Annotated in this window: 23 protein-coding genes and 1 pseudogene; 17 read left to right on the top strand and 7 right to left on the bottom strand. The window is 62.5% G+C overall.

Translation table 11 applies throughout. From position 1 onward, the window contains the following. Nucleotides 1-37 precede the first annotated feature (37 nt). The 7 genes from G7068_RS04565 to G7068_RS04595 all read left to right on the top strand — a co-directional run bounded on the left by G7068_RS04565 (nucleotide 38) and on the right by G7068_RS04595 (nucleotide 6,167). Nucleotides 38-634 carry a DUF596 domain-containing protein gene (locus tag G7068_RS04565; protein WP_166289540.1) on the top strand — a complete coding sequence of 199 codons (597 nt, stop codon included), beginning with the start codon at nucleotides 38-40 and terminating at the stop codon, nucleotides 632-634. A 42-nt stretch (nucleotides 635-676) separates the two neighbouring features. Next, complete coding sequence (locus tag G7068_RS04570) at nucleotides 677-1,138, top strand: hypothetical protein (protein ID WP_166289543.1); 462 nt, start codon at nucleotides 677-679, stop codon at nucleotides 1,136-1,138. Beyond that, nucleotides 1,135-1,524 carry a DUF7674 family protein gene (locus G7068_RS04575; protein WP_166289546.1) on the top strand — a complete coding sequence of 130 codons (390 nt, stop codon included), beginning with the start codon at nucleotides 1,135-1,137 and terminating at the stop codon, nucleotides 1,522-1,524. Before G7068_RS04570 ends, G7068_RS04575 begins: the two co-directional genes overlap by 4 nt. Before the next feature lie 293 nt (nucleotides 1,525-1,817). After that, a complete protein-coding gene (locus G7068_RS04580) occupies nucleotides 1,818-3,047 on the top strand; it encodes an MFS transporter (RefSeq protein ID WP_166289549.1) in 1,230 nt (409 codons plus the stop codon). A gap of 52 nt (nucleotides 3,048-3,099) precedes the next feature. Beyond that, nucleotides 3,100-4,020: a DUF4349 domain-containing protein gene (locus tag G7068_RS04585; RefSeq protein ID WP_166289552.1), complete on the top strand. Its 921-nt coding sequence runs from the start codon at nucleotides 3,100-3,102 to the stop codon at nucleotides 4,018-4,020. Nucleotides 4,021-4,024: 4 nt separating this feature from the next. Next, nucleotides 4,025-4,696 (top strand): cyclase family protein, encoded by a 672-nt coding sequence (locus G7068_RS04590; RefSeq protein ID WP_166289555.1) that lies wholly within the window; start codon nucleotides 4,025-4,027, stop codon nucleotides 4,694-4,696. A 115-nt stretch (nucleotides 4,697-4,811) separates the two neighbouring features. Then, nucleotides 4,812-6,167 carry an aldehyde dehydrogenase family protein gene (locus G7068_RS04595; protein WP_166289558.1) on the top strand — a complete coding sequence of 452 codons (1,356 nt, stop codon included), beginning with the start codon at nucleotides 4,812-4,814 and terminating at the stop codon, nucleotides 6,165-6,167. 210 nt (nucleotides 6,168-6,377) lie between these two features. Here G7068_RS04595 and G7068_RS04600 read toward each other — a convergent pair whose 3' ends face one another. Beyond that, on the bottom strand, nucleotides 6,378-8,285 hold the full coding sequence (locus tag G7068_RS04600) for an FAD-dependent monooxygenase (protein WP_166289561.1): 1,908 nt from the start codon (nucleotides 8,283-8,285) through the stop codon (nucleotides 6,378-6,380). Between the two features lie 127 nt (nucleotides 8,286-8,412). Here G7068_RS04600 and G7068_RS04605 point away from each other — a divergent pair, with 127 nt between their 5' ends. Beyond that, the gene (locus G7068_RS04605; protein WP_166289564.1) at nucleotides 8,413-9,132 is read left to right on the top strand and encodes an IclR family transcriptional regulator; all 720 of its coding nucleotides are present in this window, start codon (nucleotides 8,413-8,415) and stop codon (nucleotides 9,130-9,132) included. 170 nt (nucleotides 9,133-9,302) lie between these two features. After that, on the top strand, nucleotides 9,303-11,159 hold the full coding sequence (locus tag G7068_RS04610) for a thiamine pyrophosphate-binding protein (protein ID WP_166289567.1): 1,857 nt from the start codon (nucleotides 9,303-9,305) through the stop codon (nucleotides 11,157-11,159). 4 nt (nucleotides 11,160-11,163) lie between these two features. Here the strand turns inward: G7068_RS04610 and G7068_RS04615 are convergent, their stop codons facing one another. Further along, nucleotides 11,164-11,565, bottom strand: coding sequence for a DUF1622 domain-containing protein (locus G7068_RS04615; RefSeq protein WP_166289570.1), 402 nt, complete (start codon nucleotides 11,563-11,565; stop codon nucleotides 11,164-11,166). 34 nt (nucleotides 11,566-11,599) lie between these two features. After that, nucleotides 11,600-12,211: a TetR/AcrR family transcriptional regulator gene (locus tag G7068_RS04620; RefSeq protein ID WP_166289573.1), complete on the bottom strand. Its 612-nt coding sequence runs from the start codon at nucleotides 12,209-12,211 to the stop codon at nucleotides 11,600-11,602. Between the two features lie 118 nt (nucleotides 12,212-12,329). Between G7068_RS04620 and G7068_RS04625 the strand changes: the two genes are divergently transcribed. From G7068_RS04625 to G7068_RS04660, 8 genes are all read left to right on the top strand, one after another. Continuing rightward, a complete protein-coding gene (locus G7068_RS04625) occupies nucleotides 12,330-13,334 on the top strand; it encodes a phosphotransferase enzyme family protein (protein ID WP_166289576.1) in 1,005 nt (334 codons plus the stop codon). A gap of 15 nt (nucleotides 13,335-13,349) precedes the next feature. Then, nucleotides 13,350-14,618 (top strand): aspartate aminotransferase family protein, encoded by a 1,269-nt coding sequence (locus G7068_RS04630; RefSeq protein ID WP_166289579.1) that lies wholly within the window; start codon nucleotides 13,350-13,352, stop codon nucleotides 14,616-14,618. A 98-nt stretch (nucleotides 14,619-14,716) separates the two neighbouring features. Next, nucleotides 14,717-15,679 (top strand): AraC-like ligand-binding domain-containing protein, encoded by a 963-nt coding sequence (locus G7068_RS04635; protein ID WP_166289582.1) that lies wholly within the window; start codon nucleotides 14,717-14,719, stop codon nucleotides 15,677-15,679. A 183-nt stretch (nucleotides 15,680-15,862) separates the two neighbouring features. Then, nucleotides 15,863-16,705 (top strand): MoaF C-terminal domain-containing protein, encoded by an 843-nt coding sequence (locus G7068_RS04640; protein WP_166289585.1) that lies wholly within the window; start codon nucleotides 15,863-15,865, stop codon nucleotides 16,703-16,705. Between the two features lie 61 nt (nucleotides 16,706-16,766). After that, nucleotides 16,767-17,954 (top strand): ABC transporter substrate-binding protein, encoded by a 1,188-nt coding sequence (locus tag G7068_RS04645; protein ID WP_166289588.1) that lies wholly within the window; start codon nucleotides 16,767-16,769, stop codon nucleotides 17,952-17,954. Between the two features lie 174 nt (nucleotides 17,955-18,128). After that, nucleotides 18,129-19,004, top strand: coding sequence for a branched-chain amino acid ABC transporter permease (locus G7068_RS04650; protein ID WP_166289591.1), 876 nt, complete (start codon nucleotides 18,129-18,131; stop codon nucleotides 19,002-19,004). After that, nucleotides 18,991-20,754, top strand: a complete 1,764-nt coding sequence (locus tag G7068_RS04655) for a branched-chain amino acid ABC transporter ATP-binding protein/permease (RefSeq protein WP_166289594.1) — start codon at nucleotides 18,991-18,993, stop codon at nucleotides 20,752-20,754. The genes G7068_RS04650 and G7068_RS04655 overlap by 14 nt, the downstream gene beginning before the upstream one ends. Then, nucleotides 20,751-21,446, top strand: a complete 696-nt coding sequence (locus tag G7068_RS04660) for an ABC transporter ATP-binding protein (protein WP_166289597.1) — start codon at nucleotides 20,751-20,753, stop codon at nucleotides 21,444-21,446. Before G7068_RS04655 ends, G7068_RS04660 begins: the two co-directional genes overlap by 4 nt. Nucleotides 21,447-21,481: 35 nt before the next feature. On the opposite strand, the gene G7068_RS04665 is transcribed toward G7068_RS04660, so the two are convergent. From G7068_RS04665 to G7068_RS04675, 4 genes and pseudogenes are all read right to left on the bottom strand, one after another. Then, nucleotides 21,482-22,159: a DJ-1/PfpI family protein gene (locus G7068_RS04665; protein ID WP_166289600.1), complete on the bottom strand. Its 678-nt coding sequence runs from the start codon at nucleotides 22,157-22,159 to the stop codon at nucleotides 21,482-21,484. A gap of 80 nt (nucleotides 22,160-22,239) precedes the next feature. After that, a complete protein-coding gene (locus G7068_RS16390; RefSeq protein WP_425280492.1) occupies nucleotides 22,240-23,037 on the bottom strand; it encodes an HNH endonuclease signature motif containing protein in 798 nt (265 codons plus the stop codon). Nucleotides 23,038-23,168: 131 nt separating this feature from the next. Next, on the bottom strand, nucleotides 23,169-23,663 hold the full coding sequence (locus tag G7068_RS16395; RefSeq protein WP_244304839.1) for a 13E12 repeat family protein: 495 nt from the start codon (nucleotides 23,661-23,663) through the stop codon (nucleotides 23,169-23,171). Between the two features lie 246 nt (nucleotides 23,664-23,909). Beyond that, nucleotides 23,910-25,790 (bottom strand): annotated as a pseudogene (locus G7068_RS04675) (FAD-dependent monooxygenase). Between the last annotated feature and the right edge of the window lie 41 nt (nucleotides 25,791-25,831).

The following is a 25,831-nucleotide window of genomic DNA, read 5'->3' on the forward strand; positions in this document are numbered from 1 at the left end:
ACGGGAGACTTGAGCTGAAACTTGGATGGGGTAGCAAATGACACGTTTTACCGCCGAGCAGTTGCTCTGGTTACACGAAGGAGAAGACGACGGCGATCTTTATGGCATCTGGTTCAGATTTAACGGTGATACATCTGGAATAGAGCCGCCACTTATCAATCCGCCCGTCACCTTTGAAGAGCGCCGGGAAGCATTTTTGGACCTCCTTACGGTTTTTCTTGAGAAGGGCTACCTCCGATTTGCGTGGCAATGGGAGGAAGGTGAGCCATTTCTGAACGGCAGGATTGCTGAGCAGATACGAGTACTGCGCGACGCTATGCCGGACAGCGACGAAGAAATCCTCTATGACGGCAACCCGCTCTGGTTCATCACGACGTGTCCGATAGATGTTGTCTGGCGTTGGCCAGGCCGTGATCCCGAACCATTGTTTCCTGGCCACAATCCGAGGTATGACTATATCGAGCCGCGCGCATACTGGGATGGTCGGATTGATCCGGAATGGTCGCACTGGAAATTCACTCCAGGGCGCCTTCATCTAGATGATTTTTCATCAGAAGAGGAAGCCTCAGCATTCTGGAAGGCGCACCCGAACTACTTCCAGACCACACCCCGTATTGAACGAATCATCGAGTAAAGCAATTTGCCTATCAGAGGAACAAAGAGACGGGAGCAGTCGATGACTTCAAGTTCAAAGACCAGCCATGATGCACCGAGCGCGATAAAGCTGGAAACCAACGACAACTCTAAGCAACTCTTGCTTCAGCAGAAAGCTCCCGATCCGTATACAGGGGACCTTTGCTTCAGAATCGATGTTGCTTCTGCAACCGTTCAAGCGAGCGGCCCGTTCCAAATTTCTCCGGCAGGACTTTCAGCCTTTCAGGATGCCTGGCATGCCAACAAAAAGGCTGAACTTCTGGATGTCAATGGTGACGGCAGAATCTTGTTGGAGACGATCGACCAACTCGGCCATTTCAAGGTGACAGTTCAAGTGGGAGGCCCATGGGCAGATCAAGCACAGCTTAGTTTCGACACGGATCAAACGGCAGTGATCCCGTTCATCGATGCCGTTCGCAGTGCTGTCAACCGACGAGGCAGAGGTAAAGCTTTGGGTAAAGTTGGCCGAGGAGGGACAGAATGAAAAGTGATGACTATTTGCCTCCACCAGAGAACAAAGATTTCTGCGTTGCCCTGGTTAACGCAGTACCTGCCCTTGGCCCTCTGATGCAGGAACATCTGGAGGATGAGTTTGGGGAAATACTTTCTTACATATTCTTGGCGAATGTCGCCCGTTGGGCTGAGGCGAACGCGATCGAGCACGAAGAGGATGTTCATCAAATCATCTCCGAGCTCAATAGGGGCTTAAACGAAGGGGAAGGGGACATCCCGAACCTGGTAGCTGCCGGTTTCGTGGAAGCAATGTCTCGCGATACGCCACTTCTCACCTTGGTAACCGGCTCATTAAGAGCTTGGGTCGACTACGACTTTGGATTCAGCTCGGTGCAGCCTCACCTCAGAGGCCGGTAGCAGCAAACACGCTCCGCAAGTCACATTGCCCCAAAAGCGCAACGCCGAAAGAGCTACCGGTATTCGAAATAACAATACGAGAGCCCGTTGGAGCGCTAAAGAGAAACTTGAACAAGGCAATGTTGCAGGTAAAACTTCCTCCAAAATCGGCGCTTTGGACTTAGACAATGCCACGTGCGGGGTTGGTCCAGTGCAAGCCCCACCTAAGTCGATCATTCCAACCATGCAACACAAAAGCTCCTAGCGTCTGCCAACGCTGTCTTTCACCCCCGCCGCGCCCATATACTCGTCTGATGGGCATTTATCGTGAGCTGGGGCGAAATCCAGGAGTCTTTCGCGTTCTTGCCTCGCAGCTCACCGCCCGCTTCCCCTTCGGGATGCTCTCGATCATTCTGCTTCTGCACGTCCAGCTCGCTTACGGCGACTACACCTCTGCCGGCATCGTGCTCGCAACGCAGAGTGCGGGCCAGGCAATCTCGGGTCCGGTTGCCAGCAGGCTCATGGGCCGCTGGGGCATGCGCCCAGTACTGACGCTCACCGCGATCCTGTGCTCAGGCCTGCTTGTCGCCATTGCGGTGGTACATCTCCCCTTGGTGATCGTTGCTGGACTGGCCTTCCTCGTTGGCCTCACGACACCGCCCGTCACCCCCGCCGTGCGCACGCTGTACCCGAAGCTAGTACCGGGCAATCAGCTCACCGCTCTTTTCTCACTCGATGCCGCCGCGCAGGAACTCATCTGGGTCGTTGGCCCGGTCGTTGCCGTGCTCGTTTCTTCGCAGTTTGGCACCCTGGTTGGTCTGTGTGTTGCTGCGGCGTTCATGCTGCTTGGTGGCGCCTGGTTCATCCTGAGTCCGTCGGTTGGAACGGTGAAGATCCCCCGTTCGCGGCGCGGCCTCGGCGCGATCTTGCGGCGCCCAACCGTCATCATTTCCACGACCATCGGGTTCTTCTTCGTCGCCTCGTTCGCGGCGATTGAGGCCGGAATCGTCTCTGCCTTTACGCCAGCGGGTGACGGTGCTGGGCACGGCAGCATCGAGTCCGGGATCGTGCTCGCCCTGTTTGCAGGCGGCTCCCTCGTGGGTGGTTTGCTCATCGGTCACCGTCCACTGCGCCCCTGGTCGCTCCTCCTCAGGATCACGATCGTGCTGATCGGTACGGCCCTGTGCCTCGTCAGCTTGAACATCTGGTGGCTCGGCGCGGTTCTATTTTTGGGCGGGATCGGCACGGCACCCGCGTTCGCCGCGGTCTCAAGCATGGTCAGTTCGACGGTGAAGTTCTCAGAGACCGCTGAGGCGTTCGGCTGGATCGGCACCGGTCAGCTCGTGGGAGTGGCCGTCGGCTCCGCGTTCGCGGGTATCGCCATTGACGCCGCAGGCGCGCACGGCGCGATCCTCGTTTCTGCCGGGCTTCTGGTGATCTGTGTGATCGTTGCCGCCTGCACGATGCGTTGGGTTCCGGATCTCAAAGACGGTCACATCGAGCCGCTGCCCGAGACTGGAACACTCTCAATTCCGCTCCCCTAACGATTGCAGGACGTTTAGCGTCAGTGTCAGTGGCCCCAAATACAATAAGGCCATGAAACGACACGGCTCCCTCCTCGCGCTCGTCGCTGCTGCCTTGCTTATAGCGCCGCTTTCTGCGTGCGCCGCGAACCCGAGTTCGATTGGCGATACTGGTGGCGGCAGGCCAGCATCGGAATCCACGGCGGAATCGGGTGCACCGTTAGACGCGTCGCAGAAGATGACCGACTCTGCCCCAGAGGCAGGTCAGTCGGTCATTCAGAACGGTGATCTCACGATTGTGGTGGCAGACCCCACGAAGTCCGCAGACAGGGTGACCGCGGTCGCCGAGAAACTTGGCGGCTACGTAGAGTCTCAAACAATATCCAAGGCCTCCGGCAGCGACCCTGCCTCAGCCTCGCTGAGCCTGCGCGTCCCCTCCGCGAAGGTCGATGAGGCGTTTGATGCACTCGCCGAGGTCGGCAACGTAACCTCGCAGAATCGCAGCGCAACCGATGTCACTGCCCAGCACGTTGATCTCAAGGCCCGCGTGGCCGCGCTCGAAGACTCGGTGACGCGCCTCAAAGAGCTCATGTCGGGCGCAGCCACGACGGGAGAACTGATCGAGGCCGAGACGGCACTCTCGCAGCGGCAGCAAGAATTGGACGGGCTGAAAGCCCAGCTGAAGGCGCTTGAGGACCAGGTAGACGAGGCAACCATCTGGGTATCTCTCACAACAGACAGTGTGATTCCGGGTGGCCCCTCAAACTTCTGGGACGGGCTGCTCGCGGGCATTGCGTCGCTCGGTGCAGCTGGTGCGGGGGCACTGGTTGTGCTTGGGATCTTGCTCCCCTGGCTTGTGCTCGGCGGTATCATCGCGCTGATTGTCATTGCGATCGTGCGATCGCGGCGGCGGGCCAAGACGCGTCGCGGTGAGGCTCAGCCGACAGCAATCCCTCCCGCAGAACACACCACCCCAACAACGGAGAATATGTAACCCCATGCGCATCATCGATCTCAGCCACCCCATCACAACAGGCATGCCCGTTTACCCGGGCGACCCCGAAGTCAGCATCACCCCAGCGCTGAGCGTTGCCGAAGACACCGTCGCGGTGGCACATCTCGTGCTGGGCTCCCACTCAGGCACGCACCTCGACGCACCGTCACACTCCATCGAGGGCGGACGAACGGTAGACAGCATTCCGCTCGAGCTCCTACAGGGAGAGGCCCTCATTCTGCGGGCGCGCGTCGGCTCGAGCCACCGCATCACGGCCGCGGACCTTACTGAAGAACTCCCAGAGCGCGTGCCAGCCATCGTTTGCATCGCAACCGGCTGGGATCGCCACTTCGCCGACGACCAGGCCGTGATGCACCCGTTCCTCTCGCTCGAGCTCGCGGCAGAGCTGTGGGAACGTGGCGGCAGGGTGCTCGGGATCGATGCACTCAGCCCCGACTCGAGCAGCGATCCTGACAGCGCAACACTGCCGGTTCACGAGCTGTGGCTTGGACGCGACGGTGTGATCGTGGAGAACCTCACCCGACTCACCGAACTCCCAGCAAAGGTGGAGGTGATCCTCGCCCCACTGCGACTTGCGGGGGTCGACGGCTCACCGATCCGCGCGATGGCGAGGATTGCAACGGATTTCGCAGAATCGCCGTCGCTTGACGGCTGATATGGACTGCTCCCCTCCAGAAATACACGCGATCCAGACGCTAGTGCTGTGATCCGAGGTGTGGGAGACTTGCTGTACCCACCACCAGACGAAGTCACTAAGGAGTGAGTCATTTATGGGCACGTTTGCCGTTATTAACCCGGCCACGGGTGAGACCGTAGCCGAGTACCCCGATGCCACAGCGGCAGAGATCGAGGACGCACTAGCCTCGGCTCAGAAGACCTACAAAGAGTGGTCGCGCACCACGACCGTTGCACAGCGTGCAGCGCTCGCGCAGCGCGCAGCGGAGCTCTTCGATGAGCGTAAAGATGAGCTCGGTGCGATCATCAACCGCGAGATGGGCAAGCCCCTCGATCAGTCGATCGGCGAGGCCGAGTTCTCTGGTGCGATCACCGCAGCCTTCGCGAAGAACGCTGAGAAGTGGCTTGCTGACGAGCAGCTTGAGGTGGAAGACGGGCTGAAGAGCTTCTTCCGCTTCCAGGGCACCGGCGTGATCCTCGGCATCATGCCTTGGAACTACCCCTACTACCAGGTCGCTCGCTTCGCGGTTCCGAACCTGATCTTGGGCAACACCGTCGTGCTGAAGCACGCCGCACAGTGCCCTGAGTCGGCTCTCGCTCTCGAGAAGCTGTTCCTTGACGCAGGCTTCCCGAAGGGCGCCTACGTCAACGTGTTTGCAACGCACGATCAGATCTCCGACATCATCGCTGACGACCGCATCCAGGGCATCTCGCTCACCGGATCCGAGCGCGCTGGCGCAATCGTCGCAGAGAAGGCCGGCCGCGCACTCAAGAAGTGCGTGCTTGAGCTGGGTGGATCCGACGTCTTCCTCGTGCTCGACACGAACGACATCGACCACGCCGTTGAGCACGCCGTTGGCGGCCGCATGGAGAACACGGGCCAGGCCTGCAACGGTTCCAAGCGCATCGTTGTCATGGACAAGTACTTCGACGAGTTCTCGAAGAAGTTCACCGCTGCAATCGCAGGCCAGTCATACGCGGATGGCGACTTCGGTCCGATGTCGTCGGACGCTGCAACCAAGACCCTCGCGGGTCAGGTGCAGGGTGCGCTCGACCAGGGTGCCGAGGTTCTCGTGGGCAACAACACCCCCGAGGGCAACCTCTACACCCCCTCGGTGATCACGAACATCACCCCGGCAATGGACGTCTACAGCCAGGAGCTCTTCGGCCCCGTTGCGCAGCTCTACAAGGTATCGAGTGATGCCGAGGCTATTGAGCTCGCGAACTCCTCGCCTTACGGTCTCGGATCCGTTGTGATCTGCGACGACCTGGAGCGCGCCGAGCAGGTCGGCAACCAGCTCGACGTGGGCATGGTCTTCATCGGCGGCGCAGGCCTCGAGGGTGCTGACGTGCCCTTCGGTGGCGTCAAAAAGTCGGGCTACGGCCGCGAGCTTGGCAAGGTTGGCATGCTTGAGTTCGCCAACAAGAAGCTCTTCCGCTTCGCTGGCTAAGCACTAACCGCATAAGGCTGAGGCCCGGGATCCGTGTGGATCTCGGGCCTCAGCCTTTTGCGTAACCAAAGCACTACTGTTCGTGACAGCTGATGCCCCCGACTGGCCATCAATTCGTCGAGTGGCCATCAGTTTTCATGGCTTCTCGACGAATCGATAGCTTCTCGACGGTGCCGGGTGCAGTGGGGTGGGCCCTGGGGCGGGCAGGCTCTAGCGCTCCAGGAACACCTGAGCAAAAAAGTCCGACAGCTCCTGCGTCGCCGACAGCGGGAAGATGCCCGCGACGTAGTGGTCGGGACGAACCACCACAACGACACCGTCGCGGCTCACGCCGCGCTGCTCGAAGATGTCGTCGTCAGCCTTCGCCGCGTAGATCTTTTCGTAGTCAACAAGCTGGAACGGGCCCGACAGCGGCAGGAACACCTTCGAGACCCTCGAGATATCAACGGAGTGGTGATCCTGCTGGTAGACGGCCTTCACGTCAAAGACCGAGTCAACGTCTGCACCGAGCGGCGTGAAGCGCTGCAGTGGCGAGTCCTTCGAGCCGAGCATCCATTCGGCCCACTGGTCGAGTGCGACACCACTCGCATCTGCAAAGGCATAGACGCGGTAGCGACCGTCAGCACGATGGTGGTGGCCCAGGTGCACGTCAACGGCGTCGGCCACGCGGGTTGTATTCACCGATTTGAAGCGCTTGCCAATCGGGAAGCCCGCGGCGAGCTCCTGGTGCGCACCGGGGCGCGTCAGCATCGACTCGGTGTACTCGGTCATAAACCCGGCGGGGAACTCCGCCGTCTGCACGTAGAACTCCTCCAGCTGCTTGGGCGAGTCAAACTCCTCGGGCTTGCGCGCCATGAGACCTGACCACTCGCGGTCAAAATCGATGAGGTTCTGGGCGGTCACGCGACGCTCGTCAGAGTAGGTCTGCAGCAGCGACTCCGGGCTGCGCCCCTCCAACACATAGCCGAGCTTCCAGCCGAGGTTCCAGCCGTCCTGCATAGACACGTTCATGCCCTGACCGGCTTTCGCGCTGTGCGTGTGGCAGGCGTCGCCCATCAGGAAGACGCGCGGCTTGCCGTCGGGCGAGGTTGCCGCGTCATCGAAGCGGTTGGTCACGCGGTGAGCCACCTCGTAGACACTGTGCCAGGGCACGTTGCGCACGTCGATCGTGTAGGGGTGCAGGATCGCGTTCGCTTGCTGAATAACCTCTTCGAGCGAGGTCTCGCGCACCTTGCCACCGTCATTTTCGTCAACCTCACCGAGGTCAACGTAGATGCGGCAGAGGTGGTTACCCTCGCGCGGGATGTGCAGGATGCTGCCCGCCTCGGAGTGGATGATGCACTTCTTGCGAATATCGGGGAAGTCGGTCACGGAGAGCACATCCATGACACCCCACGCGTGGAAGGACTGGTCGCCCTCGAGCGCGCCCCCGATCGAGTGGCGCACGGCCGAGCGCGCGCCATCAGCGCCGATCACGTACTTCGCCCGCACGGTGATTTCTTCAGCGTCGTCGCTTCCCGCGGCGCGCTCGGTGTTGATGCCAGCGCCGCTGTAACCGGAGACCTTACGCAGGGTCACCTCAACGGGGTACTCCCCCTCACCCGTCACGTTGAGACCAACAAACTCGTAGCCGTAGTCGACCTCACCGCGCGCGGGCGAGTACCGCGCGTACTGAGCGAAGTAGTCGATCACACGAGCCTGGTTCACGATGAGGTGAGGGAACTCGCTGATCCCGGCCGGATCATCGGGGGTCACCGAGCTGCGCACGATGTTCTCGGGGCGGGCAGGATCGGGGCTCCAGAAGGAGGTCTCCGTAATCTGGTACGCCTCTTTGATGATCTCTTCAGCAAAACCAAAGGCCTGAAAGGTCTCCACACTGCGCGCCTGGATGCCGTCGGCCTGGCCCAGCACCAGGCGACCGTCGCGGCGCTCAACAACGCGCGTTACGATGTTCGGAAACTGGGCAAGCTGCGCCGCCGCCACAATGCCCGCCGGGCCCGATCCGACGATGAGCACGTCGATTTCCGAGGGCAGATCACTCGGCCGATCAAGCCCCACACCCGCAGCGGGCTCAATTCGGGGATCGGTCGACACATAACCGTGGTGGTGGAACTGCATTGTTACTCCTTCACGCGGGGATGTTCATTATTTGAACAGCAAGTCTGAATATCGCACACTCAGCATAAACGGCGGCGCGCGATCTCACAACACCCATTCTGCTCCTGGTATCGGGAAGAATAGTCTCATGACCGAATCTCGCGCTGAGGGACAAGCCACCGCCGGCTCCCAGACGCTTTCCCGCGGACTCCAGGCGCTGGAACTGCTTGCCGATGCGGAATCCCCCATCTCAATCAGCGTGTTCGCAGAACGACTCGGAGTGCATCGTTCAAACGCCTACAGGATCCTGCGCACCCTCGAACAGCACCGCTTCGTTCTTCGCGATAGCGCTGGCCTCATCCGCCTCGGCCCCAAGATCACGGCGCTCGCCCGCGGCGTCGCCCCCGCACTACACACCGCCGCAATGCCCGCCGTCACCGAACTCGCGTATGCGGTCGGCATGACAGCTTTCCTCACCGTGCTCGATGCCAACGAGGTTGTCACCCTCATGACCGTCGAGCCGACCAACGTCGAGGCGACAATTGCGCGCGATCCCGGAGTCAGCCACACGGTCGACCGCGGCGCTCCCGGACGAGCCATCGAGTCTTCGCTCAGCGCCGCCGAGCGTGAAACCCTGCTCGGCAGCCCCGAATTTGGCGAGGCCGTACTCGATGCGAAGCAGCAGGGTTACGCCGTGAGCCGCCACGAGGTTGTGAATGGCGTCAGCAGCGTGGCGGTTCCGATCCGCATTCAGGGTGAGCCACCCGCGGCAATCGCGATCGTGCACTTCAACCTGCCCGACCCACTCGACGAGGTTGTCGCCCGCCTCAAAAACGCTGCCGAGCGGATCGCGCAGAACTACCGCTAAAGCGGCCACCTTCGCGGCCCGAAACCCGTAAGATGGAATCGTCCAGCACGGTCGGTTCGCGCCCGATCTGGCCGGCAAAGGCGCTCGAAAAAGGGGCGATGCTGCTTGGGTGGTGATGCCCAGCGAGACATACACGGATCCCGACCACTTTGATTCACAAAGGACCTGTGATGTCTACGCCTTCAACCCTCACGTTTGCACTCGCACAAGCGCTCGCCCGACACACGAAGCGCAGCTTCGGCCTCATGGGCAACGGCAACGCCCACCTCATCGAGCACCTCGCAGAAGCCGGCGTCTCATATACGGCCGTGCGCCACGAAGCTGGCACGGTTGCCGCGGCAGACGCCTTCACTCGCGTTTCGGGCCAGCTCGCCATTGCGACAACCACCTACGGCGCCGGATTCACCAACACGCTGACCGCCCTCGCCGAGGCCGCACAGGCCCGCACCCCCATGCTGGTGGTGGTCGGTGAGGCACCCAGCGACGGCCCGCGCCCCTGGGACGTCGACCAAGAGCTGCTCGCCGCGGCCATCGGGGTGCGCACCCACATGCTCTCTGTGACCAACATCGATCGCACGGTGGATCGTGCCGTGTCGTACGCGCTGCGCAGGCGTCGCCCGGTGGTGCTCGGCATCCCCTACGACCTCGTTTCCGCCGAGGTCGTGACCCCCGTCGTTACAACGGGTGCGATCAGCACGGCGGGATCTGGCGATGCCAGCACACAGGGTGGGATCGACCTCAACGACCCGGCCACCATGGCGGCGCTCAGCGCCTCGGTTGCAGATATTCCGAACCCGGTAGCACCTGCTGCCACAGCGACTCCTCGCACCCCACGCCCGTCTGGTGTGGCGGGCCACCAACTGAAATCCGCGATCACTGCGCTCAAGGAGGCCGAGCGCCCGCTGATCCTCGCGGGTCGCGGTGCCCACATTTCCGGTGCGTCCGCTGAGTTGAATGAACTCGCAGACACCCTCGGCGCAGTCACCGCCACGACAGCCCTCGCGCGCGGCATCTTCTCTGCCGAGCAGTACGATCTGGGGATCACCGGCGGTTTTGGTCAGGACCGAGCAATGGCAGTGATCACAGAGGCTGACGTTGTGGTTGTTGTCGGTGCCAGCCTCAACCAGTTCACCATGCGCTTCGGCGACCTGTTTGGGCCGGGAACGACCGTCATTCGCATCGACGACGACCAGGTGAACCCACCGAAATCAAAAACTCCGATCACCCACATCTTGCTGCAGGGTGACGCGAAGGAGCTGCTGGGGTCGCTACTCGACCCGCTCACCGAATCAGACGTGGCGTCCAGCGGCTGGCGCGAGCGCGTAGCCGGCCTGGAACCCGGAGGCGCCCTGCGCACACGCAGCAACGGACTCGAGCAGCACCCGGACGGCCTCTGCGCTGACGGCCGTCTCGATCCGCGCAGTGTCGCCACCCGCATCGGCGAGCTTTTGCCTGCGGATCGCCACGTGACGACCGATGGCGGACACTTCATCGGCTGGGCAAACATGTACTGGCCGGTTGCCTCCCCCGAGCGCATGATTATGGTTGGCACGGCCTACCAGACGATCGGTCTCGGGTTCCCGACGATCGCGGGTGTGGCTGCCGCGGCGGCAGGCACGACCGTCGTACTGAGCACGGGCGACGGCGGTGGTCTCATGGCACTCGCAGATCTCGAGACCGCAATCCGCACGGCCCCCAGCTGCGTGATTGTCGTCTGGAACGACGGCGCCTACGGGGCCGAGGTGCACCTCTACGGCGCGATGGGGCTCGACGAAGCCCCCATGCTGATCCCCGACGTCGACTTTGCTGGCATGGCCTCAGCGCTCGGCGCTCGCGGCGTCGCGGTGCGTTCGCTTGCGGATCTCGATGCGCTCGAAGAGTGGGTGGGCTCAGGATCGAGCGGCACGATCCTGCTCGACTGCCGCATCTCGCGCAGCGTCGTAGCCGAGTACCAGCGCGAGATTCAGCGCGTCAACGGCGTTGAGGTCTCGGGCCCTGACGCTGAGACTGAATCAGAAACCGAGTAACCGGCTATTTCGCCGCGCGGGCGTCATCGGCGATGGCGCCCGCGAGCACCTGGCCGCCACTCGTGAGGAGCGCGCGGCGCCACGGCAGCACCCCGTCAATCTCAATCTGGATTGACATGCTCAGAATCGTTCGGATGATCACGATGAGACCCAGCACTGCCGCGACTTCGAGGCTCGGGGCGGAGAGCGTGTGGATGATGTCGGCCGCGACAAAGATTTCAAGGCCGAGCAGGATCGAGCCACCGATTGACGTGCGGAGAGTTTGGTAGGCCGCATGGCCACCCTTCCCACGACTCAGCGCGCGCACAGCAAGCACGGCCGCGATCCCGAACCCGACGATCACAACGACGACCCCGATAATTTCGATCACCGAGACGACGCCTGCAAACAGCTCTTCAGTCTCCATGGCCCCAGCGTACCGCGAAGCCCGCGGTGACGGATCAGGCAGCCAGGCCTCGCAGCAGGATTCCGAAGGCGGCGTGTGCCTGGTGAGGGTCTTGCTGGCCCGCCGACACTCCCATTGCGGCTTCGCGCAGCGCACCCACTAAAAGGAGCGCGACCGCAGCCGCGTCGATCGCCGGGTCCACTAGCCCACTGCGCTGCGCCTCAACCAGGGTCTCTCGAATCATGGCTGCGCTCGCGCCCGAGCCAATGCCGCGCTCGGCTCCCGACACGATCAACGTTGGGCCCGACACGTTGTAGAAGTGACCGATATTCGGATCAGCGGCCAGCTGAAACATCTCGCGCGCGTGAGCGGCAAGCCGCGCTTCCCACCCCTCCGCGGCTGACACCTCGGCACGAGTACGCTCCGCGAGTTCACTGCCGAGACGCGCGTAGGCGGCCCGCAGCAGTTCGTCCCTGCCGCCGGGAAAGTGCGCGTAGATGGTGCCGCGGGAGATACCGGAGACGGCAGAAACTCGCTCGATGGTGGTGTCGGTAAGCCCAACATCACGAATCGCTACGAGCACCGCGTCGACCAGCTCGGTTTGGGTGCGCTGCCGTCTGCGATCACGCAGGCTGAGGGGCTCAGCGCGTTCGGTGGCGGTGGTCATGAACTCAGTGTACGGGCATCGACACGAAAGCTACACTGCAAGTTCATTTTCTATACTTTGAGTATAGGTTTTGCCCTCGATGCGTGTTACCGTATGAAGATCGACCGAAAGGAACGGCATGGTCAACGTAGATCTCGCAGCCGCAGAAGAGCTCGCCCGAGAGGCACTCACCACGTACGGTATCGCCGCAGACACCCCGCTCGAACTCCTCAAGAACCGCGAGAACTTCGTCTTTTCACTCAGCGATGGCGGCACCCAGTACGTGCTGCGCGTACACCGCCAGGGGTACCACTCAGACGCCGAGCTCGGCTGCGAACTCGATTTTGTGCGTGCGCTGCACGGCGAGGGCGTTGCGGTGCCCCGGTTCTTCGAAGCACCCGATGGCCGCGGGTTCTGCACTGTCGGGCACAACCACCCGGCCGGAGTGCACCAGGTCGACCTGCAATTGCTGATCACCAACCAGGGCAATTTCGGTGACGAGCGCACTGCCGTCGATGGGACCGCCACCATTGACCCCGCCGACTTCGTAGCGCTCGGTCGGCTCGTCGCCGAGGTGCACAACGCCACCGAGCGCTCGGGCTACCAAATGGCCGTGCCGCGCGACGACTGGGATCTCGACGGCCTCGTGGGCGTTGCGCCGGCCTGGGGCGACCCGCTGCAACTGCCAGAACTCGCCGGGGAGGATCGCCGGGCCGTTCAAGCCGGCATCGCCCGGGTTCGCGAGGCGCTCGGCGCCTACGGCACCCCGGCGAACCGCTTCGGGCCGATCCACTCAGACCTCACCCCCGAGAACGTGCTGCGCACCGCAAACGGCCTCGTGCTCATCGACTTCGATGATTTCGCGGCGGGCTGGCACCTCTTCGACCTCGCCACGGCGCTGCACTTTTTTGTGCCGCACCCCAGTTACGAGAGGTATCGCGAGGCCCTCTTTGCGGGCTACGAGGCGATCCGCCCCCTCGACCCGGCCGACCACGAGGTCTTCCCGGCGATCCTGCTCGCCCGCAGCCTCACCTACCTTGGCTGGGCCTCGGATCGCCGCGGCGAGCCCACCGCGGAATGGCTTGCCTCTGACGTCCTCCCCCACACCGTCCGCCTCGCCCGCGAGCTCACCCGGAACGCTTAGCCCGAAGGATCACACATGACCTCCAACGCCGAACTGATCGCCCGTCGCAACACCACAATCGGCCCGTACTCCCCGCTCTTCTACAACGAACCGCTGCAGATGGTGTCGGCTAAGGGGGTGTGGATCACCGAGGCCAACGGTGACCGTTACCTCGACGGCTACAACAACGTGCCTCACGTGGGCCACAGCAACGAGCGGGTTGTTCGCGCCCTGTGCGAGCAGGCGGCGACCCTCAACATCAACACGCGCTATCTCAACGAGCGCGTCGTCGACTACTCCGAGCGGCTCCTCAGCACGTTTGGCCACGGTCTTGACCGGGTGTTCTACGGCAACTCGGGATCCGAAGCCAACGAGCTTGCGCTCCGGATCGCCAGGCAGCACACCGGCGCGACCGGTCTGATCGTCTCCGACTACAGCTACCACGGCACCACCATCTCGCTCGCAGAGATGACTACCGGGCTCAAAACCCGCGAACCGCTCGGAGCCCACGTGCGCACGCTCAGGATCCCGGACCTCGACCGCGACGAGCGCCCCGAGGCGGAGGTACTCGCCGACACCCTCGCCCAGCTCGACGCCGCAATCGAGTCGCTACAGGAAGCCGGTTTTGGTGTCTCGGCGTGCCTCTTCGACCCGCTGTTCTCGACGGAGGGCATGCCGCGGTTGCCCGAGGGCCTGGTCGCGGCGATCGTCGCGCGGGTTCGCGCCGCAGGCGGTCTTGTGATCGCCGACGAGGTGCAGAGCGGGTTTGGCCGCACGGGTACCCACATGTGGGGGCACGACTACGCCGGGATGGTCCCGGATCTCGTGACGATGGGCAAACCGATGGGCAATGGCCATCCCATGTCAGCGGTCGTCACCAGCGAGGCCATGCTCGACGAGTTCGGTTCGCACAACGAGTTTTTCAACACCTTTGCTGGCAACCCGGTCTCGGCCGCGGTCGGCGAAGCAGTGCTGCTCGAGATGGAGGAAGAACAGCTCATGCAGCGGGCCGCCACTCTGGGCGAGCGCGCACTGGTGTCGTTCCGGGAGTTCGCGGATCGTCATGACTTCGTGCGCACGGCGAAGGGCTCCGGGCTGTTTCTTGGCCTTGATTTTGCGATCGATGGCAAGCCCGCTCCCCAGCTCGCCAAGCAGGTCGTTGAGGCGATGAAGCAGCGGAAGGTGCTCATTTCTCGGATTGGGCGCGACGAGAGTGTACTCAAAGTACGGCCCCCACTCGCCTTCGGCCCGCAGGAGCTTCCCGTGCTACTCGAAGCGCTTGACAACGCACTCTCAGAAGTTTAGGTGTAGTCTCTCGGCAAAGGTGTGGGCTTATTTTCGAGCACAATTCTTGGCCATCTCCGCATTGAAGCGGTGAGGGATCACAATTCGAGGTGATATGCATGCAATCAGCACAGTTCCAGAACCTTTCACGCCTGGCATCTCCCCCTGCGCAGGCCGACAGCCTCGCCGCGTTTCGCAGCCAGGTCTCCGCATCCTTTGTGCCGCTTCGTATTAGCACCGAACGGCCGGAGCCGTTTGCGGCCCGCATGTCGTCCGCAGACGCCGACAGTGTGGTCTTCACTGAAGTTGTGGCACGCCCGCACCTCGTTGAGCGTACCCCCGAGACGATCGCGAGCGGGGGCAGCGGCTACTACAAGGTGAGTCTGCTGCTGTCGGGCAGCAGCATTCTTGTTCAAGACGGCAAAGAACTCATCATGCGGCCGGGAGATCTCTCGATCTACGACACCTCGCGCCCCTACTCGCTCCTGTTCGGTGAGGAGTTCCGCAACCTCATCATGATGTTCCCGAAGGATCGGCTGGAGCTGCCGATCCCGTTCACGGAACAGCTCACCGCCGTGTCACTCGGGCAGCAGCACAGCGGGCTGGCGCCGATCCTGACCGCGTTTTTGTCGCAGTTTCCCGCGCAGCTCACGGCGCTCGACACCCGCGTGCGCACGAAACTCGCGCACACCAGCCTTGACTTGTTGGGCACCATGCTGTCGAGCATTCTCGATGCCGACCCCGTGCAGCGTGATCCTCACCAGGTGCTGCTGCAGAAGATCTACTCCTACGTTGACCAGAACCTCTCGTCACCAACCCTGTCGCCGGGCAGCATCGCCGCTGCGCACTACATCTCGACGCGGCACCTGCACGCGCTCTTCCGCCAGGCAGACACCACCGTCTCAACCTGGATTCGCGAGCGACGACTCGACCGTTGTCGCACGGACCTGCTGGATCCGGTTCTCGCGGACCGCGCGATTTCTTCGATCGCTGCCCGCTGGGGCTTCACCGACGCGGCGCACTTTAGTCGTGTGTTCAAGTCGGCCTACGGCGTCTCCCCCAGCGAGATTCGACGCGCATAAGTGACCCTTCCGTAACACTGATTGACGAGTAGGGCACGACCCTTGTCTCAGACGGAACTGAGCACTCCACTCGGGCGCACAACTCCTTACAGTGAGGAGTGACGCTCAAGCACCGGTGCTTGCCACGCAAGAATCTTCGGAGTTCGGGTGTCATCCCTTCAAACTCCGAGAGGATCTGGGCCAATGACGACCCTGAACATTGACACCCCCACTGCTGATTCCATCGCAGCTGACACTGTGGCGGCCGACCCCAACGAGTGGCGCAGCTACGACGAGTTCGCTGCTGGCATCGACACGTTCCGCCTTCCCAACGTGGATCTTGCCGGATCAACACTCGCACTCACGCTCGATGATGACACCTGGATCGATCTGGCCTTCGACGCCGAAACCGTTCGCTGGAGCGCACGCGGCAGCATTTCTACCAATGGTGAGCTCAGCGACCCCTACGACGCCGTGCGCGTTCGCGGCGACGTTGTGTTCATCAACCTGCCGATCGAGTCGCGCGAGCGCGAGGCCATCACAATTGTGTACTCGGAATCAACACACCGTGCACTCGTTTCACGCTCGGAGATTGCTGAGGTGGCGGTTGAGGGTGAGCCCCAGGTCGGCCAGACTTTCTGGTCGGGTGTGACCGACCGCGGTGAGGCCACCGGCGAGGTACCCGGCCCCTCCCGCGACCTGATCGGCAAGCGGAATCTGTACCGCTACAGCCCGCACCACCTCTACGAGCACGTCTACATTTCGAGCGAGCGCTACGCCTGGCAGTGCGTGCAGGGTGTGCAGCGCGGGCACGGCGACATGGATATGTCGACCGTGTGGAAATTTGCAGACGGTCTCTACCTGTTCTGCTTCCGCGAGTTCCGCATCGCCGTCGCGAGTGTGTGGTTGCACGACCTCGGCTACCAGCTCATGACCACGGGCATCTTCCTCGGGATCAACGGCGACGGCCAGGCCGAGCACTCGCGCGCCGGTGGACACATCTACCCCATCGGATCAGTCGACTATCCCGACGTGCAGCCGGTCTAGCTTTTTCAAGACCCCAACAAACCAACACGATTCACCGCTGAATCATCTGAGAGGCAACACCATGAAAAAACGAATTGTTAGCTTCGCCGCGATGGCCGCGGTCGCGGCTCTTGCACTCACCGGCTGTGCCGGTGGAGACGACGGTGGTGGCGGCGAGGGCAGCCCCATCAAGATCGGCTCCGTGAACACACTGAGCGGCGCGGCAACATTCCCCGAGGCATCAGCCGCGGCGAAGGCCGTGTTTGACCGCGTGAACGCCAAGGGCGGCGTAAACGGTCACAAGATCGAGTACAACACCGTCGATGACAAGGGTGACCCGGCATCGGCAACCGCCGCCGCGCGCGAGCTCGTTGGCAGCGACGAGGTTGTTGCGCTTGTCGGTGGCGCCTCACTCATCGAGTGCGAGATCAACAAGGATTACTACAAGCAGGAGGGTGTCTACTCGATTCCCGGCATCGGCGTTGACACCGGCTGCTTTGACTCGCCCAATATCGCCCCGGTTAACATCGGCCCATTCAACGACATGACGCTCACGCTGCTGAACGGCTCGGAGAACCTGAAACTCGACAACATCTGCGTGATGCTGGAGATTGCAGGATCAACGAAGCCCGCCTACATGGCAGGCGTTGATCGCTGGACCAAGATCACCGGCAAGAAGCCGCTGCTCGTTGATGACACGGTTCCCTACGGCGGCTCCGATTACACGCCGTACATCGTGAAGGCGAAGGAAGCGGGCTGCAAGGCTATCGCGGTCAACGCGATCGAGCCCGACGCCATCGGCCAGGTCAAAGCGGCACAGGCGCAGGGCTGGGACGACGTCACCTTCCTCTTCCTGACAAGCGTCTACAGCGATAACTTCGCGAAGGCACTCGATTGGACCGGCGCCGGCGCGCACATTCCCGCCGAGTTCTACCCCTTCACTGAGGAGAGCGAAATCAACGCCGACTGGAAGTCGTTGATGGAGGAGAACAAGATTCCGCTGACCTCCTTCAGCCAGGGTGGTTACCTCGCGGCAACTAACTTCTTGAAGGTGGTTGAAGGCATGAAGGGTGACATCACTCGCGAGTCCGTTGCCAAGGCGCTGGACGACATGGCCCCGATCGATAACGACATGGTCGCGAGCCCCTACCAGTTCTCGAAGGTCGCGGCTCAAGACTTCGAGCCCGGTGCGTGGCCCGTTGTGCTGAAGTCGGGCACAAACGCCTGGAAGAAGTCAGCCGAAGACTGGCTGATGGTTCCCTCAAAGTAAGCGCTCGTGGGCGAGGCGGGTCGAGATCTCAGTAGTTCTGGGTTTCGACCCGCTTCTTCCACACTCCGTTTCACTACTCGGCGGCTGTGCCCGCCAACGACATCATTCGGCAGCTCGACCAAGGACCACCATGCTTTCACCTCATCACTCTCGCTCATGCAGTGAGGCACTGCTGTGAGCGGCGGCGCGCTTCTGCAGGGCGCTCTTGCCGGGCTCGCGGCAGGCGGACTCTACGCGGTTCTCGCTGTCACGCTCACGCTGATGTCTCGGCTCGTGCGCGTCGTCAACTTCGCGCAGGCCGCAACCGGCATGTTCGCCGCGTTTTCCGCCGTCTGGTTCGCGAGTGAGCTCGGGCTGCCAACCTGGCTCGCCACCATTATTGGTGTGCTGGTCGGCGCGCTGCTCAGCGGCATTATCGGCTGGATCGCAGCCACCTGGCTCGCGGAGGCGACGGTCACGCTGCGTTCCGCGATGACGGTTGCACCGCTGCTGCTACTGATCTCGCTGTCGTTCATTATCTTCGGCAACAAACCGCAGCCGTTTGCTCCGGTGCTCTCGGGCCCGGCGTTTAAGGTTGCTGGTGTTGTGGTGAGCTGGGTCACCGTTGTGATGGTGGTTCTTGCGATCCTCGTGGCCGTTGCCTGTTCACTGCTACTGCGCCGCACCACCATCGGCACCAAACTGCGCGCACTCTCAGAGCGCCCCACAACCGCCGAGCTGATCGGCATCGCGGCAAAGCCCCTCTCGATCGGGGTGTGGGCCGTCACCGGCGCGATTTCTGCGATCACCATCATGGTCATCGCACCATCGCAGTCGAACGACGCGATCAGCCTGTCGATGCTCATCATTCCAGCCTCGGCAGCCGCACTGCTCGGTGGCTTCAAACGACTCGATCTGGCTGTGGTCGGCGGTCTCGCGCTCGGCATGATCACGGGCATCGTCGCCCAGATTCCCGATGTTTCGTTCATCCGCAACTTCATCCCGTTCTTCTTCATTGTCATCTTGCTGCTGTGGTCGCAGCGTAAGGAGGTGTGGGATGCTGCTCGCTAATCGTCGTCTTCGCGCGACGCTCCCCATCATCATCGCGGTTGTTGGGCTCGGCATCGGTTGGGCGCTCAGCGTCGGGCTCTCCGGCTACTACGTCTTCCTCGGCATCAGCGCGATCACCGCGATCATCGCGGTTCTCGGTCTCGGAGTTGTGACGGGATCCGCCGGGATCATCGCGCTCTCGCAGTTGACCTTCGCAGCCATTGGCGCGTGGGTCGTCTCGTGGATGAGCTACAACGAAGTGCCCGGTGGCTTCGCCGTCTGGCTACTCGCGGGCGGGATCGCAGGAGGGCTCGCTGGGATCCTGATCGGACTGCCAGCCCTGCGCCTACGAGGAGTGAACCTCGCCGTTGTGACGCTCGGCTTCGCGGCCGCGTTTGATGTGATGCTTGTGCAGGTCCAGTTCCCGGGGTCGGTCGACGGTGTGGCCGTCGAACGCCCCGCACTTTTCTCGAGCGACCGCGAGTACTTCTTCTTTGCCATCATCGTGTTGGTGATCTGCGCCCTCGTGGTGTCGTGGCTGCAGCGCAGCCGTATTGGCAGCAGCTGGAAGGCCGTGGCGTTCTCCGAGCGCGGCACCGCAGCGGTCGGGCAGAGCGTCAGCATGGCGAAGCTCTCGGCGTTTGCCGTCAGCGCAGCGCTGGGCGGTGTTTCGGGCGGCCTGCTCGCGGGTCAGGTGCAGCTACCCTTTGCCTCGAGCTTCTCCCCTATTCAGTCACTTGCGCTCTACATCCTCGCGGTGATGAGCGGGGCCTACCTGATCGACATGGCCATCTTTGGTGGCATCCTCTGGGTACTCGTTCCCGAGCTTCTCAAGAAGTGGGGTGTGCCGCAGGACTGGGGTTTTGTGGTGTTCGGGTTGCTCGGGATCCAGGCACTCACCAGTGGCTCAAACCTCGGCGAGGGCATTCGCGGTATCTTCCGTGCGCGCACCAAGAAGCGCAAGGAAGCCGAGTCGGCGCTCATCGCCGGTGACGTTGGCACGAGTGTGCTCGATGTGTTTGCCGTGCCAGAGGCAGCCGAGCCGGTTCCCGCCGATGCACCGCCGGTGCTTGAGGTGGCCAGTCTTGGCGTACAGTTTGGCGCTCTCAAGGCCCTCGATGACGTTTCGCTGCGGGTGCGCCCACGATCCATCATGGGCCTGATCGGACCAAACGGTGCGGGCAAGTCCACCTTCGTCGACGCGGTCAGCGGTTTTCTACCGCAGCACACCGGCAAGGTACTACTTGAGGGTGAGGACATCACCCATATGAACCCCGCCGCGCGGGCTCGCCACGGGCTGCGCCGCACGTTCCAGCAGGATCGTGTGCCGCCGCAGCTCACCGTCGAGTCGTACGTGCACTTCGTAACGCGCACCCGCATTGACTACGACGAACTGAGCGATGCGCTCACGTTTTTGGGTTGCCCCTCTCCTGAAGAGCGACTCAGCAACGTTGATGTCGGCACCCGCCGGCTCATTGAAGTCGCGGCCGCCGTCTTGGCCGGACCCAAGGTGCTGATCCTCGACGAGCCCGCCGCCGGACTGTCGCACGAGGAGCACCTGCTGTTCGGGCAGCGGCTCTCGCGGATCCCGTCGCGCTTTGACACCGCGATCGTCATCATCGAGCACGACCTCGATCTCGTGCGCACGGTGTGCACCGAGATCACCGTGCTCGACTTTGGCAGGGTGCTCGCGCAGGGGCCGCAGCAGGAAGTACTCGAAAACCCGGCCGTGATCGCGGCCTACATGGGAGACGCGGAGATGAGCTCATGAGTGGACTGCAGCTTTCAGGTGTGAGTGTGAGCCGCGGGGCAGGACCCGTCATTTCAGACGTGAGCCTGTCGCTCGAGGAGGGCAAGATTCTCGCACTCGTCGGGCCAAACGGCGCCGGCAAAACGAGCTTGCTGGAGTCGGTGTCGCGTGTGATCCCGAACTCTGCCGGCGACATTCTGCTCGACGGTGAGTCGATCTCGAAGTGGAGTCGCGTGCAGCGATCCCGCGCGGGCATTGCCCACATTGAGCAGGGCCGCGCCATCTTCCCGTCGCTCACCGTGCGCGAGAACATCATGCTGACCGCACGCACGGATGCGGTTTTGCAGGAGGTGCTCGCGTCGTTCCCCGAGTTAGAGAAGCGGATCGACGCGCAGGCGGTCCTGCTCTCGGGTGGTGAACAGCAGATGGTGGTGCTCGCGCGAGCGTTCGCGTCAAAGCCGCGCTTTCTGTTGATCGACGAGATGTCACTGGGGCTCGCTCCTGTGGTGTTTATGCGTATCTTGCCCGTGATTCAGAGCATCGCTTCGTCTGGCGTGGGCGTTCTGTTGGTCGAGCAGTTCACGCACCTCGCACTCGGCATCGCCGACGAGGCGATGGTCGTGTCGAGCGGTCACGTGAGTCACCCGCAGGGTCCGGCCAAGGCACTCGAGGACGACGCTGAGCTGCTTCGGCAGGCATATCTGGGAGGGTAGCTGGGCTGGCGGCATGCCATTTACCAGCCCACTTCTTAGGCGTTCTGCCAGGCGCCGGTGGCCTCCATCAGCTCGTAGAAGTAGGGTTCTTCTCCCGTGAGATTGAGTTGCTCCCACGCGTTGATGATGTTATCGGGGTAGAGCTCTACGAGGCGCATCACCTCGGCGGTGAACGCAACCGGATGGATGCCACTTGCGGTTGTGATGCCCCGATCGGTGACCACGGGGGCCGCGACGTAGTTGTCGCCGCCCGCATAATCCGACATGTCGAGGTAGACCGATGCGTTCGAGGTGTGCTTTCGGTCGTCAAGGAATCCTCCCCGCGCCATCAGGAACGTTGCCCCGCAGATTGCGGCTACAGGAACCGAACGGTCCACGAGCTGCGACACCGTTTCGAGTAGGCGGTCGTGGCTTGCGTCGTAGTGGTTGCCTCCGGGAATGACCAGGGCGGCGAGGGGGTGGTCTGCGGTGTTGTCCACACCATCGTCGCCATCGGTGTGTGCAACAAGCTTCAGGAGCTCGGCGAGGTCCGCCGTTGGTCGCACGGGCAGCCCGCCGAGCGACCTCACCTCGTCGAGTCCGTCACCGACAAGCATGAGGTTGAAGCGCCCGGGTTTGGCTGCCTCAGCCTGCGCGATTTGTGTGGTGAGGTAGGCGTACTCCCAGTCCGCCATGGTCTCGGTTACGTACAGGGCGATGGTGCGGGGTTGCATGGGTGGCTCCTTAGGTCAGGGTTATTGCTTGGCTTGGCTTGGCTTGGCTAGATTCGGTTTGGATAGTTTTGGCTTAGTTCTCAGAAGGGTTCGTCAATAGCCGGAACGGCTGCTGCAAACATGACGCGGCTCGGAGGCGAACTCATTCGCACTCGCCCCGTCGGTGATATCCAGGTCAGCTCCCCCTCTTTTCGCTGGGTGACCTGCCACCCCGAGTTGTGTTTGAGAATGTGATGACCGCGGCACAGGTGTGCGAGATTATCGGTTGCGGTTGGGCCACCGAGCGCGGCGTCAATGGTGTGATCGATGTCGCACCGGGATGCTGGCACCTGGCAACCAGGGAATCGGCAGCGCTGATCCCGAACCCGAAGGAGCCTTCGCATCTGCCCGGAAGGGCGGTAGCGGTCCACGGACAAGATCTCGGTGGCGTCTTGCCGCGCGGTGCCCTGCTGGGCAGTTTCCTGTTGCGCAGTTCCCTGCCGCACAGTCACAACATCCCAGAAATCCGCCGCGCCAAGCAGCCACCGTGCCGAATCGGTGTCGATGGGACCATAACCGTCAAGCGCCGGTGGAAAGCCTCCGTGACTCGGCGACAGCTCGTCTCTGAGCACGGACTCATGCACCACAAGTTGCACCTGAGCCCGCACGTCCGCGGCTGCCGCGAACTCCTCGCTCGGAATCCCCCTAAGAATAAGGTCTGTCAGAATGTCAGCCCGAACTTCATCCCGCGACCGCTGGGCCGGCTTCGCCTCAAACTTTGCCTCAACCTGCGTTTCTGGCGATGCGCCCGGGCCTTCAAGCGTGCGACTCATGCGCGTGAGCCGATCGTAAATCGCATACGCCTCGGACGCCGGAAGGTGCGCGATGAGGTCAGCCATCCCGTCGTCTTGTGGACACAAGCTCACGCGACGCCGTTTGCGCGCCTCAGCGTGCCGCTCGTCAAGCGACACCTCAGTGAATTGCTCAGCTAGCCTGCGCGCGATCGGCTTCAGCCTGGAGGGAGTCTCTTCTACGGCGAAAGAAGAACCGCTTGTTCGTAGCCGATGCGCCGAGCAACAGTGCTGGCATCGTCGCCCGACCCGATCACGTTTCCGGCGTCGAGAATCACCTCGGCGTGACGGTAAGAAATGTGAGCGTCCGCTAGCGTCTGACTCACCATCGGGTACGCACGGTGCAAAAGTTCGGCCTGGCTCAGCTGCCGGTCCACCGCTCGCTCTCCAACACCAAGCACCGTGGCGACCTCCGCCCGCACCGCGCGGTAGGCGAGTTCGCCGTTCTTGCCGGAGGGCGTATCCGTTCCCAAGCCGTCCCCCTCGGCAACGGCAAGTTGATACGCCTCGGAGAGGATCACGGCCCGCTCCGCCTCGAGCACACGCAACTTTTGTTCGGTCGTTTCGAGACGGCTCATCAGCACACCAAGCGCAAGAACGTAGGGACTCTGCGCGTCGAATACACGTCGCGCAGACCTCGCCGATCCCATAGCCTGACTCGTTTTGCTGGACATGCCTCAAGCATCCCAGGGACCACTGACATTCACGGGTTTCGGATCCGACATGACCCCAAAACTGCACACCGCACCAAAACAGTGTTGCCAAATGGTGGGTTGAATGGAGTTCAACTAGCCATTTGGCAACACTCGATTAGGGCTGGGGCCGGGGCCGGGTCGGCCGGCCCGGGCGGGAGCGGGCGGGAGCGGGCCCGGGTCGGCGGGGCCGGGCCGGGCCGGGCCGGGCGGGGCCGGGCCGGGGCCCTACCCCCGCACCCGCAGCACCCCGCGGAAGTGCTCGCTCAGCTCGACCCTGGCCGTCAGCGGCAAGATGCTCGCAACGTAGTGATCCGGCCGCACGACCACAACAGCTCCCGAGCGACTCACCTCACGTTCATCGAAGACGTCGTTGCCCGGGATCGCCGCGAAGACCTTCTCGTAGCTCTTCATGCGGTACGGCCCGCGCCGAGGGAAAAACAGTGGCGGTACGGAAAGTAGATCAACGTCACGGTACCCCTGCTGGTACACAACCTTCACGTCGAACAATGCATCATCGTCGACATCATTAGGCGTGAACAACTGCAGCGGCGACTCCGGATCAGACAGCATCCACGAGGCCCAGGCCTCAAGCTGATCCCCGGAAGGATCCGCAAACGCTTACACACGATAGCGTCCGTCAGCCCGGTGCTGGTGCCCCAGCTGCATCGGCACGGCATCACTCACCCGCATCACCTCGTCCGACTTGAAGCGCTTGCCCAGCGGAAACCCGGCGGCGAGCGCCTGCTGCGCAAAAGATGAGGTCAGAATCGAAGGCTGATACTGCGTCATAAATCCGGCGGGAAACTCCGCCGTCGCAATATAGAAGTCCTCAAGCTGCGAGGGTGAATCGAACTCCTCGGGCCGCTTCGCCATGAGGGTCGACCATTCCTTGTCAAAATCGATCAAGTTCTTCGCAATCACCTGGCGCTCATCGGAATACGTCTCGAGCAGCTTCCAGTCGCTACGCCCCGACAGCACGTACCCCAGCTTCCAGGCCAGGTTCCAGCCGTCCTGCAGCGACACATTCATGCCCTGCCCGGCCTTCGCGCTATGGGTGTGGCAGGCATCCCCCGCCAAAAACACCCGCGGACTACGACGCCCACCGGGGTGCGACTCAGCGTCGTCGAACCGGTCAGTGAGGCGGTGCGCGACCTCGTACACGCTGTTCCACGAGACGTGTCGCACATCGAGGCTATACGGGTGCAGAATCGAGGCTGCGTGCGCAATAACCTCTTCGATCGTGGTCTCCCGCACACTGCCGCCATCATCAGGATCGACCTCGCCGAGATCCACGTACATGCGCACCAGGTGGTTACCCTCGCGCGGGATCAGCAAGATGTTGCCGCCGTCCTCCGACTGAATCACACTCTTGCGGCGAATGTCAGGAAAATTCGTGTCGACCAGAGCATCCATCACTCCCCAGGCGTGAAAGGCCTGATCCCCCTCGAGGTGCCCGCCGATCGAGGCCCGCACACGGCTACGCGCGCCATCGGCGCCCACAACCGTCTTGGCGCGGATCGTGCGCACAGCACCCAAGCCGGAGTCATCAGACCGGCGCAGCTCCACAACAACGGGATACTCCCCCGATTCCTCAACGTGCAGGTCGACGAACTCATACCCGTAGTCGACCTTGCCGCGCGCGGGCGAGCGCTCGGCGAACTCCGCGAGGTAGTCGGCGACGCGGGTCTGGTTCACGATCAACTGCGGAAACTCGCTGATCCCCACAAGCGTGTCGGGTGTCGTGGAGCTTCGCACGATGTTTTCGGGGCGATCAGGATCGGGCGTCCAGAACTCAGTGTCAGTGAGCTGGTAGGCCTCTTGAATCAACTGCTGGGCAAAGCCAAACGCCTGAAACGTCTCGACGCTGCGGGCCTGAATGCCGTCGGCCTGGCCAATCTCAAGGCGGCTGGCCCTCCGCTCGATGATGCGCGTCGTCACGCCCGGAAACTGCGCGAGCTGCGCGGCGGTCATGATGCCGGCCGGGCCGGATCCAACAATCAACACGTCGACCTGATCCGGCAGGTCGAGGGGGCGATTCAGGCCGACACCGGCGGCGGGTTCGATACGGGGATCCGTCGTGACGTATCCGTGGTGGTGAAATTCCATTGGGAGTTCCTTAACTTCGTCGTCAAGTAGGTGGGGGGAAA

Origin of the sequence: Leucobacter viscericola (assembly GCF_011299575.1) — a bacterium.
GTDB classification, from domain to species: Bacteria; Actinomycetota; Actinomycetes; order Actinomycetales; family Microbacteriaceae; genus Leucobacter; species Leucobacter viscericola.

Excerpts from the sequence above, each read along its gene's own strand:
- G7068_RS04565 (WP_166289540.1), top strand. The coding sequence starts at position 38 with ATGACACGTTTTACCGCCGAGCAGTTGCTCTGGTTACACGAAGGAGAA.
- G7068_RS04570 (WP_166289543.1), top strand. The coding sequence starts at position 677 with ATGACTTCAAGTTCAAAGACCAGCCATGATGCACCGAGCGCGATAAAG.
- G7068_RS04575 (WP_166289546.1), top strand. The coding sequence starts at position 1,135 with ATGAAAAGTGATGACTATTTGCCTCCACCAGAGAACAAAGATTTCTGC.
- G7068_RS04580 (WP_166289549.1), top strand. The coding sequence starts at position 1,818 with ATGGGCATTTATCGTGAGCTGGGGCGAAATCCAGGAGTCTTTCGCGTT.
- G7068_RS04585 (WP_166289552.1), top strand. The coding sequence starts at position 3,100 with ATGAAACGACACGGCTCCCTCCTCGCGCTCGTCGCTGCTGCCTTGCTT.
- G7068_RS04590 (WP_166289555.1), top strand. The coding sequence starts at position 4,025 with ATGCGCATCATCGATCTCAGCCACCCCATCACAACAGGCATGCCCGTT.
- G7068_RS04595 (WP_166289558.1), top strand. The coding sequence starts at position 4,812 with ATGGGCACGTTTGCCGTTATTAACCCGGCCACGGGTGAGACCGTAGCC.
- G7068_RS04600 (WP_166289561.1), bottom strand. The coding sequence starts at position 8,285 with ATGCAGTTCCACCACCACGGTTATGTGTCGACCGATCCCCGAATTGAG.
- G7068_RS04605 (WP_166289564.1), top strand. The coding sequence starts at position 8,413 with ATGACCGAATCTCGCGCTGAGGGACAAGCCACCGCCGGCTCCCAGACG.
- G7068_RS04610 (WP_166289567.1), top strand. The coding sequence starts at position 9,303 with ATGTCTACGCCTTCAACCCTCACGTTTGCACTCGCACAAGCGCTCGCC.
- G7068_RS04615 (WP_166289570.1), bottom strand. The coding sequence starts at position 11,565 with ATGGAGACTGAAGAGCTGTTTGCAGGCGTCGTCTCGGTGATCGAAATT.
- G7068_RS04620 (WP_166289573.1), bottom strand. The coding sequence starts at position 12,211 with ATGACCACCGCCACCGAACGCGCTGAGCCCCTCAGCCTGCGTGATCGC.
- G7068_RS04625 (WP_166289576.1), top strand. The coding sequence starts at position 12,330 with ATGGTCAACGTAGATCTCGCAGCCGCAGAAGAGCTCGCCCGAGAGGCA.
- G7068_RS04630 (WP_166289579.1), top strand. The coding sequence starts at position 13,350 with ATGACCTCCAACGCCGAACTGATCGCCCGTCGCAACACCACAATCGGC.
- G7068_RS04635 (WP_166289582.1), top strand. The coding sequence starts at position 14,717 with ATGCAATCAGCACAGTTCCAGAACCTTTCACGCCTGGCATCTCCCCCT.
- G7068_RS04640 (WP_166289585.1), top strand. The coding sequence starts at position 15,863 with ATGACGACCCTGAACATTGACACCCCCACTGCTGATTCCATCGCAGCT.
- G7068_RS04645 (WP_166289588.1), top strand. The coding sequence starts at position 16,767 with ATGAAAAAACGAATTGTTAGCTTCGCCGCGATGGCCGCGGTCGCGGCT.
- G7068_RS04655 (WP_166289594.1), top strand. The coding sequence starts at position 18,991 with ATGCTGCTCGCTAATCGTCGTCTTCGCGCGACGCTCCCCATCATCATC.
- G7068_RS04660 (WP_166289597.1), top strand. The coding sequence starts at position 20,751 with ATGAGTGGACTGCAGCTTTCAGGTGTGAGTGTGAGCCGCGGGGCAGGA.
- G7068_RS04665 (WP_166289600.1), bottom strand. The coding sequence starts at position 22,159 with ATGCAACCCCGCACCATCGCCCTGTACGTAACCGAGACCATGGCGGAC.
- G7068_RS16390 (WP_425280492.1), bottom strand. The coding sequence starts at position 23,037 with ATGGCTGACCTCATCGCGCACCTTCCGGCGTCCGAGGCGTATGCGATT.
- G7068_RS16395 (WP_244304839.1), bottom strand. The coding sequence starts at position 23,663 with ATGTCCAGCAAAACGAGTCAGGCTATGGGATCGGCGAGGTCTGCGCGA.